This is a genomic window from Kitasatospora sp. NPDC088346, from assembly GCF_044740765.1.
Lineage (GTDB): Bacteria > Actinomycetota > Actinomycetes > Streptomycetales > Streptomycetaceae > Kitasatospora.
Window position 1 is genome coordinate 26,560 of sequence record NZ_JBIURH010000059.1, and the last position, 12,932, is coordinate 39,491.

The 12,932-nt window shown below is 72.7% G+C and carries 11 protein-coding genes and 1 tRNA gene; 3 read left to right on the top strand and 9 right to left on the bottom strand.

Going from position 1 to position 12,932, the window contains the following annotated elements:
* Nucleotides 1-13: 13 nt before the first annotated feature.
* From ACIOFR_RS37255 to ACIOFR_RS37280, 6 genes are all read right to left on the bottom strand, one after another.
* Entirely contained in the window at nucleotides 14-1,168 is a 1,155-nt protein-coding gene (locus ACIOFR_RS37255; protein ID WP_401004495.1) for a cystathionine gamma-synthase, read from the bottom strand.
* Between the two features lie 89 nt (nucleotides 1,169-1,257).
* The gene (locus ACIOFR_RS37260; protein ID WP_401004497.1) at nucleotides 1,258-1,758 is read right to left on the bottom strand and encodes a DUF1203 domain-containing protein; all 501 of its coding nucleotides are present in this window, start codon (nucleotides 1,756-1,758) and stop codon (nucleotides 1,258-1,260) included.
* Nucleotides 1,759-1,853: 95 nt separating this feature from the next.
* A complete protein-coding gene (locus ACIOFR_RS37265) occupies nucleotides 1,854-3,326 on the bottom strand; it encodes a hypothetical protein (protein ID WP_401004498.1) in 1,473 nt (490 codons plus the stop codon).
* A gap of 154 nt (nucleotides 3,327-3,480) precedes the next feature.
* Nucleotides 3,481-4,752 (bottom strand): Ig-like domain-containing protein, encoded by a 1,272-nt coding sequence (locus ACIOFR_RS37270; RefSeq protein ID WP_401004500.1) that lies wholly within the window; start codon nucleotides 4,750-4,752, stop codon nucleotides 3,481-3,483.
* Nucleotides 4,753-4,947: 195 nt separating this feature from the next.
* Nucleotides 4,948-5,274: a hypothetical protein gene (locus ACIOFR_RS37275; protein WP_401004502.1), complete on the bottom strand. Its 327-nt coding sequence runs from the start codon at nucleotides 5,272-5,274 to the stop codon at nucleotides 4,948-4,950.
* A 468-nt stretch (nucleotides 5,275-5,742) separates the two neighbouring features.
* Nucleotides 5,743-7,143 (bottom strand): cystathionine beta-synthase, encoded by a 1,401-nt coding sequence (locus tag ACIOFR_RS37280; protein WP_401004504.1) that lies wholly within the window; start codon nucleotides 7,141-7,143, stop codon nucleotides 5,743-5,745.
* Nucleotides 7,144-7,303: 160 nt separating this feature from the next.
* Between ACIOFR_RS37280 and ACIOFR_RS37285 the strand changes: the two genes are divergently transcribed.
* The 3 genes from ACIOFR_RS37285 to ACIOFR_RS37295 all read left to right on the top strand — a co-directional run bounded on the left by ACIOFR_RS37285 (nucleotide 7,304) and on the right by ACIOFR_RS37295 (nucleotide 10,881).
* Entirely contained in the window at nucleotides 7,304-8,365 is a 1,062-nt protein-coding gene (locus ACIOFR_RS37285) for an SGNH/GDSL hydrolase family protein (RefSeq protein ID WP_401004506.1), read from the top strand.
* A gap of 85 nt (nucleotides 8,366-8,450) precedes the next feature.
* A complete protein-coding gene (locus ACIOFR_RS37290) occupies nucleotides 8,451-9,671 on the top strand; it encodes an acetyl-CoA C-acetyltransferase (protein WP_401004508.1) in 1,221 nt (406 codons plus the stop codon).
* A gap of 277 nt (nucleotides 9,672-9,948) precedes the next feature.
* Nucleotides 9,949-10,881, top strand: a complete 933-nt coding sequence (locus ACIOFR_RS37295) for a hypothetical protein (protein ID WP_401004510.1) — start codon at nucleotides 9,949-9,951, stop codon at nucleotides 10,879-10,881.
* A 148-nt stretch (nucleotides 10,882-11,029) separates the two neighbouring features.
* Here ACIOFR_RS37295 and ACIOFR_RS37300 read toward each other — a convergent pair whose 3' ends face one another.
* From ACIOFR_RS37300 to ACIOFR_RS37310, 3 genes are all read right to left on the bottom strand, one after another.
* On the bottom strand, nucleotides 11,030-11,350 hold the full coding sequence (locus ACIOFR_RS37300) for a hypothetical protein (RefSeq protein WP_401004512.1): 321 nt from the start codon (nucleotides 11,348-11,350) through the stop codon (nucleotides 11,030-11,032).
* A gap of 76 nt (nucleotides 11,351-11,426) precedes the next feature.
* The gene (locus tag ACIOFR_RS37305) at nucleotides 11,427-12,314 is read right to left on the bottom strand and encodes a Bax inhibitor-1/YccA family protein (protein ID WP_401004514.1); all 888 of its coding nucleotides are present in this window, start codon (nucleotides 12,312-12,314) and stop codon (nucleotides 11,427-11,429) included.
* Nucleotides 12,315-12,430: 116 nt separating this feature from the next.
* Nucleotides 12,431-12,515 (bottom strand) — tRNA-Leu (locus tag ACIOFR_RS37310).
* Between the last annotated feature and the right edge of the window lie 417 nt (nucleotides 12,516-12,932).

The window sequence follows — 12,932 nt, forward strand, 5'->3', positions numbered from 1 at the left end:
AGCGCGCCGGCGGTCAGCCCAGCGCCTGCTGAAGGTCGGCCAGCAGGTCGTCGATCGACTCGATGCCGACCGAGACGCGCACCAGGTCGGCCGGCACCTCCAGGGCCGAACCGGCCACCGAGGCGTGGGTCATCCGGCCCGGGTGCTCGATCAGCGACTCCACGCCGCCGAGCGACTCACCGAGGGTGAAGAGCTCGGTGCGGTTGCAGACCTCGACCGCCGCCTCCTCGCCGCCGACGACCCGGAAGGACACCATGCCGCCGAAGGCCTTCATCTGCTTGGCCGCGATGTCGTGGCCCGGGTGCTCCGGCAGGCCCGGGTACAGCACCTGGCTGACCTTGGCGTGGCCGCCGAGCAGCTCGACGATCTTCTCCGCGTTGGAACTGTGCCGGTCCATCCGGACGCCGAGGGTCTTGATGCCGCGCAGCACCAGCCAGGCGTCGAACGGGCCGGAGACCGCGCCCATCGCGTTCTGGTGGTAGGCCAGCTCCTCGCCGAGACCGGCCTGGGCCGCGACCAGCGCGCCGCCGACCACGTCCGAGTGCCCGCCCATGTACTTGGTGGTGGAGTGGACCACCACGTCGGCGCCGAGCGCGATCGGCTGCTGGAGGTAGGGGCTGGCGAAGGTGTTGTCGACGACCAGGATGGCGCCGGCGCCGTGCGCGATCTCGGCCAGGCCGGTCAGGTCGGCGATGCCCAGCAGCGGGTTGGAGGGGGTCTCGACCCACACCGCGCGGGTGTTCGGGCGCAGCTGCTCGCGGACGCTCCCGAGGTCCTGCATGTTGGCGACGGAGAAGTCGACGCCCCAGCGGGTCAGCACCTTGGCGAACAGCCGGAACGTGCCGCCGTAGGCGTCGTTCGGGATGACGATGTGGTCGCCCGGCTTGAGGACGGTGCGCAGCAGGGTGTCCTCGGCGGCGAGGCCGGACGCGAAGGCGAGGCCCCGGCTGCCGCCCTCCAGCGCGGCGAGGCACTCCTCGAGCGCGGTTCTGGTCGGGTTGGCGGAGCGGCTGTACTCGTATCCGCCGCGCAGCCCTCCCACCCCGTCCTGCTTGTAGGTGGAGACCTGGTAGATCGGCGTGACGACGGCCCCGGTCTGGGGGTCCGCTTCCTGACCCGCATGGATGGCGAGGGTCTCGAAGCCCTGGGGAAGCTGGTGCTCGGTCATGGCACCGAGCCTAGTGCGAGAACGCCGCGCGGGTCGGCCAACCCCTCAGCCGCCCCTCAGTCGCCCCTCAGCCGCCCCGCCGCCGACCCTCAGAGGGCCGCCGGGCGGGCTCGGTCCGCCCGGCGGACCTCGTGCAGGAAGCAGCCGAAGGCCAGCGCGCGGACGTGCACCACGGCCACCTCCGGGTCGGCGAGCACCCGGGCCACCGTCCGTTCCACGTCCTGGGGACCGGCGGGGCTGCCGCCCAGGATGCGTCCGCGGCGGTCGTAGGCGCGGACCACCCGCTCGCCCGCGTGCAGGCCGGCCGGCCAGCCGTCCGCCGCGCCGCCGCACTCCTCGGCGTGGACGAACACCGGTCCCTGCTCGTCGTACGGGCCGGGGTCGGCGCCGGTCTCGGCGGCCCAGCGCCGCAGCGGCGCGTAGGAGAGCAGCAGGATGCGGTCGCCGGGCAGGGCCCGGGTGAGGCAGCAGCGCAGCGGTGCTCCGCCCTCGGTGTCGACGGACGGGACGGGCGGCTGCCCGGCGTCGTCCCGCAGGCGCAGGGCGCGGAGCACCCCGGCGGGGACGGCACGGACGTCGAGTGCGGTCATGCGTCCAGCCTGCCGGGCCCGGGGCCGCCGGTCCGGCGGGAATCGGACCTCGCGCTCGCCCGCGTGCGGGCGAGCGCGAGGTCCGCGTCCGGCGGTCAGCTGCGCTTCGGGAGCATCCGCTTGATGTCCTCGTAGTCGAGGCCGCTCTCGTTCATCATCCGGACGGTGCTCTCCCGGAGACCGCCCGCGACCAGTTCCTTGATCTGGGCGTCGGTGAGCGGCTTGCCCGGCGCGAGGTCCCCGGGCTCGACGTCCCCGGGACCGAACCCGTCGGGCCCGAAGCCCGACCCGAAGCCGCCCCCGAAGTCGCCCCCGGCGTCCGCCTCCTGGCTCTGGACGAACGCCATGAAGCCGTCGACGTCCTGCCGGGTGAGGCCCTCGGCACCGGTCGGGGCCTGCGGCGCGGTGCCGTGGTCGCTCAGCGAGAGCCTGAGCGGGACGTGCAGGCCGAGGCCGGCCTTGTCCTCGAGCTGGGCGAGGTCCAGGACCACCGAGGACAGCGAGCCGCCCTTGAGGTAGAGGTCCGCCCGCACGGTGCGGTTGGGGAAGGCACCGGAGTCGTCGAGCCGGTCGAGACCGCCCGGGAAGCCGGGCACGGGAACGGGGAAGCCCGGCATCGTGGTGCCGCCGGGGCGGACGGAGCCCAGCAGGCCCTCCATCAGCGGCCGGACGGGCGCGTTGAGACGGATGTGCTCGACGCCGTCGTGGGTACCGAGGTCGTCGAAGGTGACGTTGCGGGCGACGACGTCCTTGAGCGAGGAGAACATCTCGTCCGCGGCCGCGGCGTCCGCCGAGGGCCGCGCGCCCGGGCTGCCGGGCCCGGTGCCCTTGGGCGCCACGGCTCCGGCGCCGCCGACGCCGCGCGCGCCGGCGGTGAACTCCGTCAGCAGGGCCGGGTCGAGCGAGACCCACCGGCCGGACAGGCCGTCCTTGACCGTCTTGAGCTCGGGCGGCAGCGAGTCGACCATCGAGCGGGCGTCCGCGGTGGTGTCGCCGGAGAGCCCGGCGAGCGCGACGGCGTCGGCCTTGGCGTACACCGTGGCGCCGACCTGGCGGACGTCGAGGTAGGTCCTGCCGCCGTTCCTGGCCGCGAGCTCGTAGCCGACGTCGAGGTTCTCGCCGCCGGTCAGCCCGTCGGGGCCGGACTGCGCGGACGGGCCGACGTCCTTGAGCGGCCCGTCCGCGCCGATCGAGACGGTGAGCTTCAGGTCGGTGATCATCTGGGCTTCGGACCGCTCCAGCGGCTCGCTGTCCTCGGAGGCCTTCGACAGCGCGATCAGCTGGTCCGCGGTGGCGTCGAGGGAGACCTCGACGGTGAGGTTCCTGGCGTCGCCGAGCCGGCCGAAGGCCGTGGAGACCTTGTCGGCCGTGCTGATCCTTTCCACGGTGCCGCAGGCCGCGAGCCCTGAGGCGAGGACCGCGGTGGAGGCGGTGACGGCTATCGCGGCGCGGGCGGTGCCACGGCGGCGGACGGTGGTGCTGATGGCGGTCTCCTGGGGGACGGCGGCCCGGGCGTCGGCGCGGGGGCGTCGGGCGTACCGGTGCGGGTTCGGCGGTCGGCACAGCACGCGCCGGACACCGTGGGTACCGAATTTCCCCACCTCCCGGGTGGGGACGCGGCCCAAGGTATACCCACGCTCCGTCAGCCCCCGGTACGGGGTCGGCCCCGGACCCGACCGCGTGCTCGCGGTGGATCCGGGGCCGTCGTCCCCTGGTGCGGGATCAGATCGCGCTGCCGGCCCGCCACTGGGCCCAGGTCATGTTCCAGTCGCTCAGGCCGTTGGCCGGATCGACCTGCCGGTCACCGGAGTTGACCACCTCGACCACGTCGCCGATCAGCGAGCTGTTGTAGAACTTCGCCGCGTCGGTGCGCGGGTCGTCGCCGCCCTGGACGTCACGCAGCGCGATGCAGCCGTGGCTGGTGTTGGCTTTGCCGAACTGAGAGGGGGGCGACCAGTAGTTGCCGTGGATGAAGGTGCCGGAGGCGGTCAGCCGCTGGGCGTGCGGCACGTCCGGGATGTTGTACTCGTCGCCCAGGCCGACCGTGGCGGAGTCCATCTTGGTCTGCTTGAACTGCTCCGAGATGACCAGCTTGCCGCCCCAGGTCCGGTGGTCGGGGGCGCCGCCGATGATCGGGTAGACCGCACTGACGCCGCCGTCGGTGGTCACGGTGAGGGTGTGCGCGGTCAGGTCGGCGACGCTGGTCTGGCTGCGGCCGACGGTGAAGGTGACGTCCTTGGACTGGATGCCGTAGACGCCCCGCACCCCCTCGACGTCCTTCAGTCGCAGCTGGAGGGTGACCCGGGTGCCCGCGGCCCAGTACTGCTCCGGGCGGAAGTCCAGCCGGGTGCTGGAGTACCAGTGGCCGACGATCTCGACCCCGGGGTCGGCGACCACGGTGATCGCCTCCTGGACGGCCCGGCGGTTGGCGATCGCCTTGTTGAACCGGATCGACACCGGCATGCCCACGCCGACGGTGGAGCCGTTCTCGGGCGTGAAGTACCCGACGAAGGTGCTGGCGGGGGTGGCGGTCGCGAAGCTCGCGTTGGCGTCCGCCTCGCGGCCGTCCTTGTCGAGGGCGGCCACGGCGACGGTGTACTTGGTACCACTGAGCAGCGGCCCCGTGGAGGTCCAGCCGGACCCGTCCGGGGTCGGCTGCCCGGGTATCGGGGTGCCGGCCTCGTCGGCGAGCACGACCGAGCTGATCCGGCCGTTCGCCACGGTGACCTTGACCGGCTGCCCGAAGGGGGCGTCCGTGGTTCCGTCGGCCGGCGAGATGGTGATCTTCGCGACCGAGGCCTTGGGGCTGGTGCTGGCGCCGGGGGTGGCAGCCGAGTCCGTGGGCCCGCCGGAGGCGGCGCTGCCGCCCTTGTCCTGGTTGCAGGCGGCCACGAACAGCACCGGCGCGCCCAGCAGCCCTGCGAGGACACCGCGCCGGGTCCACTGGCCACCGCGCGGTCGGTCCTGCTTCTCCGGCTTCTCCGGTGCGGTCACTGCGGACTCCCTGCTGCTCGCCCTACGGACACTCCGGCCGAAACCGACATCATTCGATCAGGTTCGTTCCATGCCGAAATGGTTGAGACCATACGAGAGTACTCAAGATCCCAACAGAACGGACAAACGAGCGAAAAAGCCGCCCGCCCCGGAAATCTCCGGGGCGGGCGGCAGCAGGGGGGTGACCCGGACGGGCTACTCCACCTCGTGCTCCTCCCAGGTCTCGTCCTCGGGGTCGTACTCGGTGATCGCCGACTCCCAGGTGGCCGAGGTCAGCTCGACCCCGGGCACCTCGCCGAGCAGCGCGACCGGGTCGACGAAGTGGGCGAGCGAACCGGACGGGTCCACCTCGATCGCCTCGACGGACTGGGCGCGCTCCTCGTCGTCGAGGTACTCGTCGCCGTCGACCTGGGCCAGAGCCGCGGCCTTGAGCGCCTGCTCGTCGGTGATCTCCGCGATGAGCTCTATGGTGAGGCGGACGTAGCGCGGAGCGTCCTGCCCGGAAAGATCAGTGCTGGTCATGCCTGCGAGGGTAGGCGAGCAGAGGGCCGCACGGAAACGGGAGCGGCGGTCCGACCCCGCCACGCCCCCATACGGCAGGGCCGGCCCCCGGAGTCCGGGAACCGGCCCTACCGCCTCCGCAGGGGCTCCCCCACCCGGGAGCCGCGGAGACGCGCCTTTCGGCGCGATGGGTGGCGCGGGGGCCACCACACCCTGCCGCCGGCCGGAGCCGGGACAGGGGCGGGACGACGGCAGCCCCCGCGCGCAGGACACGGTGGGCCGGGTCAGGGCCGACCGACGTGTCCGTGGTGACCGCGCTGCCGGGGAGCCGCTCCCGACCTCCGCTGTCACCGTGCTCGGCGTCTTGCCGTTGACCTCTACGATGCCGGACGGTTGTTAACCCCGTGATGCGCGGACGTGACGTCGGTGTACCAACCGAAGGCGGGCCCGGCGTCATGCGCCCGGCCCGCCAGCGGCCCTGACCCGAGGTCAGTGACCGGCGCGGCTGGTCAGGTAGGACAGCAGGTCCTGCCGGGTGACGATGCCCTGCGGCTTGCCCTCGACCAGCACCACGGCGGCGTCGGCCTTCTCCAGCACGGCCATCAGGCTGGTCACCGACTCGCCCGAGCCGACCACCGGCAGCGGCTTGGACATCACCTTGTCCAGGGTGTCGGAGAGCTGGATGCGCTGGCCGAACAGGCCGTCCAGCAGCTCGCGCTCGACCACCGAGCCGACCACCTCGCCGGCCATGATGTCGGGGTGCCCGGCACCGGCCGAGACCACCGGCATCTGCGAGACGCCGAAGTCGCGCAGCACCCGGACGGCCTCGGCGACCGTCTCGGTCGGGTGCATGTGGACGAACTGCGGGATGCCCTCGTGCTCGACGGCGTCCTTGCGGGCCAGCACCTCGCCGATGTGGGCCTCGTCCTCGGCGGTGGGCAGGAAGCCGTAGTCGGCCATCCAGTCGTCGTTGAAGATCTTCGACAGGTAGCCGCGGCCGCCGTCCGGCAGCAGCACCACGACGACGTCGTCCGGGCCGAGCTCGCGGGCCACCTCCAGCGCGGCGACCACGGCCATCCCGCAGGAGCCGCCGACCAGCAGGCCCTCCTCCTTGGCGAGGCGGCGGGTCATCTGGAAGGAGTCCTTGTCGGAGACCGCGACGATCCGGTCCGCGACCTCGCGGTCGTAGGCGGTCGGCCAGAAGTCCTCGCCGACGCCCTCGACCAGGTACGGGCGGCCGGTGCCGCCGGAGTACACCGAGCCCTCGGGGTCGGCGCCGACGACCTTCACGGCACCGCCGGAGGCGTCCTTGAGGTAGCGGCCGGTGCCGGAGATGGTGCCGCCGGTGCCGACGCCCGCGACGAAGTGGGTGATCTTCCCGTCGGTCTGCTCCCACAGCTCGGGGCCGGTGGAGTGGTAGTGCGAGGCCGGGTTGTCCGGGTTGGAGTACTGGTCCGGCTTCCAGGCGTTCGGGGTCTCCCGGACGAGGCGGTCGGAGACGTTGTAGTACGAGTCCGGGTGCTCGGGCGCGACGGCGGTCGGGCAGACCACCACCTCGGCTCCGTAGGCCCGGAGCGTGTTGATCTTGTCGGTGGACACCTTGTCAGGGCAGACGAAGATGCACTTGTAGCCCTTCTGCTGGGCCACGATGGCCAGGCCGACGCCGGTGTTGCCGGAGGTCGGCTCGACGATCGTGCCGCCGGGCTTGAGCGCACCCGAGGCCTCAGCGGCCTCGATCATGCGCATCGCGATCCGGTCCTTCACCGATCCGCCGGGATTGAAGTACTCCACCTTCGCCAGCACCGTGGCACTGATTCCGTCGGTCACCTTGTTGAGCTTCACCAGAGGTGTGTTTCCGACCAGATCGATGATCGAGTTGTGGTACCGCACGGGGATCCTCCCGGTCTGTGGCTTCTGTGACTGTGGGTACTCAAAGCCTATGGCCCCGGATGGCCGATGGGCGCCGATAGCACGCGGGTCCACGCGGGTACCTAGGACTACGGAGCCCTCGCACGAGTCCGTGCGGGGCGAACGCACAAGGGGGTGCCGGATGCCAGGGGCACAGGCGTCGAGGGCCCGGGTGGCCCGCCGGATCGCGACCGCCGCGGCCTACGGCGGTGGCGGACTCGGACTCCTCGGGGTGGGCGTGGCCGGCCTGCTGCTCACCGAGAGCCGGCTGGCGATCCGCGCGATCGGCCTGCTGGGGGGCGACGCGCCACGGGCCGACGGGGTGTACGGCGAGGCCTTCGCCGACCCCGGGGACACCCGCCCGCCGCTGCGGCTGGCCTTCCTGGGGGACTCCACCGCCGCCGGGCTCGGCGTGACCCGCGGCCAGGAGACTCCCGGGGCGCTGCTCGCCTCCGGCCTCGCCTCGGTGGCCGAGCGCCGGGTGCGGCTGCACAACGTGGCCGCCTCCGGGGCCCGTTCCAGCGAGCTGGCCCGGCAGGTCGAGCTGGCGGCGCCGTTCCGCCCCGAGCTGGCGGTGATCATGGTCGGCGCCAACGACGTGACCCGGCGCAGCCCCGCCTCCCAGGCCGTCCGGCAGCTCGGCGACGCGGTGCTGTCCCTGCGGGAGCTGGGCTGCGAGGTGGTCGTGGGCACCTGCCCGGACCTCGGCACGATCAAGCCGGTGCGGCCGCCGCTGCGCTGGGTGGCCCGGCGGGTGAGCCGGCAGCTGGCCGCGGCCCAGACCATCGCGGTGGTGGAGTGCGGCGGCCGGACGGTCTCGCTGGGCTCGCTGCTCGGCCCGGAGTTCGCCGCCCGGCCGGAGATGTTCGCGGCCGACCGCTACCACCCGTCCGCCCAGGGCTACGCGACGGCGGCGATGGCGCTGCTGCCCTCGCTCTGCGCCGCGCTCGACCTGTGGCCCGCGGAGCCCGCCCCGAACGCGCCGGTGCAGGGCGACGCGGTGCTGCCGGTGGCGGTGGCGGCGGCCGCGGCGGCGGGGCAGTCGGGCACCGAGGTGGTCGCGGTCGGGCCGGACGGCGCCCGGCGCTGGGCCCAGCTGCGGCACCGGCTGCGGCTCGGACTGCCGGGTGCGGGCAGCGTGCCGGAGCCGGAGTCCGCGTCGGCGAACTCACACCCGAGGGCGGGTGACGCCGGAGCTACTTAACGGTAACTTTCCTCCGAGCGACCCTCTGGGCCCTTCCGTGCCCGGGCTCGCTCGACCGCACAGGCCACGCAGCGAGGAGCCCACCATGCCCGAAGCCGTCATCGTCAGCGCCGCCCGTTCGCCGATCGGCCGGGCGTTCAAGGGTTCGCTCAAGGACGTCCGCCCGGACGACCTGACCGCGCAGATCATCGCCGCCGCGCTGGCCAAGGTGCCCGAGCTGGACCCGCGCCAGATCGAGGACCTGATGCTCGGCTGCGGCCTGCCCGGCGGCGAGCAGGGCCACAACCTGGCGCGGATCGTCGCGGTCCAGATGGGCATGGACTACCTGCCGGGCGCGACCATCACCCGCTACTGCTCCTCCTCGCTGCAGACCACCCGGATGGCACTGCACGCGATCAAGGCCGGCGAGGGCGACGTCTTCATCTCGGCCGGCGTCGAGACCGTCTCGCGCAGCGTCAACGGCACCTCGGACGGCATGCCGGGCACGCTCAACCCGTTCTTCGACGACGCGCTCGCGCGGACCGCCAAGCGGGCCGAGGAGGGCGGCGGCGAGTGGCACGACCCGCGCGAGGACGGGCTCGTCCCGGACGCGTACATCGCGATGGGCCAGACCGCGGAGAACCTGGCCGCGCTCAAGGGCGTCACCCGGGCCGACCAGGACGAGTTCGGCGTCCGTTCGCAGAACCTGGCCGAGGCCGCGATCAAGGCCGGGTTCTGGCAGCGCGAGATCACCCCGGTCACCACCCCCGACGGCACCGTGGTCTCCGCCGACGACGGCCCGCGCGCCGGGGTCACCCTGGAGGCCGTCTCGGGCCTCAAGCCGGTGTTCCGACCGGACGGAACCGTGACCGCGGGTAACTGCTGCCCGCTGAACGACGGCGCCGCGGCCCTGGTGATCATGTCCGACACCAAGGCCCGCGAACTCGGCATCACCCCGCTGGCCCGGGTGGTCTCCACCGGCGTCAGCGGCCTGTCCCCCGAGATCATGGGCTACGGCCCGGTCGAGGCCTCCCGGCAGGCGCTCAAGCGCGCCGGTCTGTCCATCGGCGACATCGACCTGGTCGAGATCAACGAGGCCTTCGCCGCCCAGGTCATCCCGTCCTACCGGGACCTGGGCATCGACCTGGACCGCCTGAACGTCAACGGCGGCGCGATCGCCGTCGGCCACCCCTTCGGCATGACCGGCGCCCGGCTCACCACCACCCTGATCAACTCCCTGCAGTGGCACGACAAGCAGTTCGGTCTGGAGACCATGTGCGTCGGCGGCGGCCAGGGCATGGCGATGGTCATCGAGCGGCTCAGCTGACCCTCCGGCGACCGCGCCACCCGTTCGGACTCACCGAGAGTAATTGAGAGCCGGATCACACCCCAGGTGTGATCCGGCTCTTCTCATTGTCGATTCGGACCGTTTGATCGACACTCCGGAATGGAACGACTCCGCTGCGTAGAACGGTATTACCTAACAATTTGAGGACAAGGGGGAAAGTCACAGACAAATTGGACATCAGCCACTGCAGCATCTGCCTTTCATGCGGCAGTGTGGAGACGTAACCCCGTTCCGCTCCTCGCAAGGAGTACGTTCCGTGAGCGCCGTCTACACCTCCCTGCTGCTGATCCTCATCCTCGTGTCGACCACCGTCCTGCTGCAGCTGCGCCGTGTCGCACGCCGGCTGGACGACTCCGCAGCCGCCGCGACCACCGCCGCCCCGGCCGTGGTCGACGAGGCCGTCATACGCCGCGCCGTGACCGAGGCGCTCGCTGCCGACCGGGAACGGGAGATCACCGAGGCCCGCGCGTTCTGGGCCGAACAGGAGGCCAGGGCGGCCGAGGACGCCCCTCTCTTCGACGCCCCCTTCACCTCCGTCGGCGAGGAGTGGCCGCTGTTCTTCCCCCGGCCGACCGGTCCGGAGGAGGCCGCCGACCACTCCGGCACCATGGACCCGGCCTTCGGGGAGGCGCTGCGCTCCGCGCTGGAGGACCTGATCAACGACGGCGGCCCCGCCCAGGGTGGCGGCCACCCCTCGATGCCGGCCCACCCCGGCCACGGCGGCGGCGCAGTCCACCCCGCCGACACCGGCGAGGCCCGTGCCCGCCGGGAGGCCGACCTGCTCGCCACCGGCCTGGAGGCCGGGCTGCTGGACGCCGACACCGGGCCGGCCGTCGTCCCGGACCCGCGCCGGCACCCCTCGCACCCCGAGTTCGTCCCCAGCCCGACCCCGTCCCGCGAGTGGACCGACGACCGGCTGACCGCGCTCGCCGAGGAGCGGGTGGGCCTCACCGACGTCCGCCCCGGCCCGCTCGGCACCCTCGACGTGTACGCCTTCGCCGACGGCACCACGCTCTGCGTGGCCCCCGGCGACCGCGAGGCGGCCTACCGCCTGATCGACGCGGTCCGGGCGGGCGAGGACGTCCGGCTGCTCGGCGGCTCGCGCTTCTCGGGCTCGTACTCGCTGACCTTCTCCACCGACGACGACACCGTGTACGTGCTGGCCGACCGGGTGGTCGCCAGCATCTGAGCGGCCGCGGCGCGGCAGCAGCACCGACCGGGGCCGGTCGGACGCCCAGGGGTTACGGCGTCCGACCGGCCCCGGTCGTCGTGCGTCGTGCACCGCACGTGGTGCGGCGTGCGTCGTGCGTCGTGCTCGGAACGCCCCGCGAGGCCGCTCAGGCGACCAGGTCGCCGAGCGCCACCACCTCGGCCACGGCCTCGGCCAGCACCCGCGGGTCCGCGGTGGCGGCGGCCAGGTCGTGACCGGCCACCGCAAGCTGGTCGCCGACCGCGAAGTCCCCGGCGTCCGGGAGTTCGCGCGCCGGCTCGCCCTCCAGCCGCAGGGCGGTGGCGGCGAGGCCGCGGGCCAGCGCCAGCGCGGCGGCGGCCCGGGACGGATGGCCGGGGACGGCCCCGCGCAGCCGGCTCTGCGGCATCGAACGGAACCGGTCCGCCAGCCGGTCGACGGCGGCGGTCAGGGTGAGTGCGTCGGACATGCAGCGAGGCTACCCGCAGACGCCGCGGGCCCCGGGAGCACGGGGCTCCCGGGGCCCGCGGCACGCGGTCGTACACCTAGTCGTCGCCGCGCAGGATGGCGATCACCCGGAGCAGGTAGACGTAGATCCAGATCAGCGAGACCGTCAGCCCGAACGCCGCCCGCCAGGACTCCTGCTGCGGTGCGCCGCCGCGGATGCCCGCCTCGATCTCGGCGAAGTCCAGCGTGAGGAAGAAGGCACCGAGGGCCACACCCGCCAGGCCGAACAGCAGCCCGATCGGGCCCGAGCTCAGACCGAGGTCCGCACCGGCCATCCAGGCGGCGAAGTTGATCATCGCGAGGAAGCTGAAGCCCAGGCCGATCGCCGTGCCGATCCGGGCGTAGCGCCCGGTGACCCGGATCCAGCCGCTGCGGTAGGAGACCAGCATCGCGGCGAAGACCGTCAGGGTGCCCAGCACGGCCTGGATGACGATGCCGTCCCAGAGCGTCTCGAAGGCCTTGGAGACCACGCCGAGGGCCACGCCCTCCAGGCCCGCGTACAGCAGGATCAGCGGCGGGCTGACGCTGCGCTTGAAGTTGATGACCAGCCCGAGCACCATCGCGACCAGCGAGGCGCCGATCGCCAGCCCGAAGTTCCCGACCGGGACGGTGAACCAGGCCACCGCGCCGACGGTCACCAGCGTGAGCAGCGTGAGTGCCGTCCGCGCGACCACGTCGTCCATGGTCATCCGGCCGGTGTCCCCGGGGCCGGCCGACGGCGCCCGGTACAGCTCGACCAGCTGGTCGTCCGTCAGCTGGCCGCCGTGGGGCTGCTGGGCATAGGGGTTGTTGGTGTAGGGATCGCCGGCGTACGGGCCCGCGCCGGGCGGAGCACCGTGGGGCTGCTGGGTGGTGTTGAACCCTGCGTAGCCGGTGTCGCGGGAGAAGGACCCGTCCCGCGAGAAGACCGGATTGCTGCTTCTCATGCTCATTCCCTCCGGGGGACGGCACGGCACCGCCCACCACGGGACAAGAGTAATGTCTTGGCAAAGGGTCGCGCGTACGCCGCGAGGATGATCTCTCGCGGCGTCGCGGGCGGAGCTGGTGCCCGGAGCCGGACTCGAACCGGCACGGCCTTCCGGCCAAGCAGTTTTAAGCTGCCCGTGTCTGCGTTCCACCACCCGGGCGTGAACCGCTCCCGCCCCTGTTCGGGCTACCCCCTGAGCCTAGTCGCCCGACTCCCGGTTTCGCATGTTCCCGGCCACGGAAGTTGTCATGCTTCCTTGCCATCTGACGAACCGTTCGGGATCCGGCCAGCCGATGAGCTGTTATCGGCCACCCGGCCCGCGTCAGGGATGGTGTCATCCCGCAGGAGGAGGGTGACGGTCCGGTGTACGCCCTGCGGTGGTCTGCCCAACCGTCCGCCGGAGCGACGGAAACCGGTGACCGCGCGCCGGACGATGGAGACGCGGCCATTCCGTGCCCGGCCGCCGGCCCGCCCCCTCCCGACAGGAGCCCCTCGTGAGCACCATGACGACCACCACCGCCGCCGCCCGCGCCACCGGCCTGAACAAGGTCTACGGCGAGGGCGAGACCCGGGTGGT

What these genes read in the sequence shown, in the direction of transcription:
- ACIOFR_RS37255 (WP_401004495.1), bottom strand. Translation starts at nt 1,168, where the DNA reads ATGACCGAGCACCAGCTTCCCCAGGGCTTCGAGACCCTCGCCATCCAT.
- ACIOFR_RS37260 (WP_401004497.1), bottom strand. Translation starts at nt 1,758, where the DNA reads ATGACCGCACTCGACGTCCGTGCCGTCCCCGCCGGGGTGCTCCGCGCC.
- ACIOFR_RS37275 (WP_401004502.1), bottom strand. Translation starts at nt 5,274, where the DNA reads ATGACCAGCACTGATCTTTCCGGGCAGGACGCTCCGCGCTACGTCCGC.
- ACIOFR_RS37285 (WP_401004506.1), top strand. Translation starts at nt 7,304, where the DNA reads ATGCCAGGGGCACAGGCGTCGAGGGCCCGGGTGGCCCGCCGGATCGCG.
- ACIOFR_RS37290 (WP_401004508.1), top strand. Translation starts at nt 8,451, where the DNA reads ATGCCCGAAGCCGTCATCGTCAGCGCCGCCCGTTCGCCGATCGGCCGG.
- ACIOFR_RS37300 (WP_401004512.1), bottom strand. Translation starts at nt 11,350, where the DNA reads ATGTCCGACGCACTCACCCTGACCGCCGCCGTCGACCGGCTGGCGGAC.
- ACIOFR_RS37305 (WP_401004514.1), bottom strand. Translation starts at nt 12,314, where the DNA reads ATGAGAAGCAGCAATCCGGTCTTCTCGCGGGACGGGTCCTTCTCCCGC.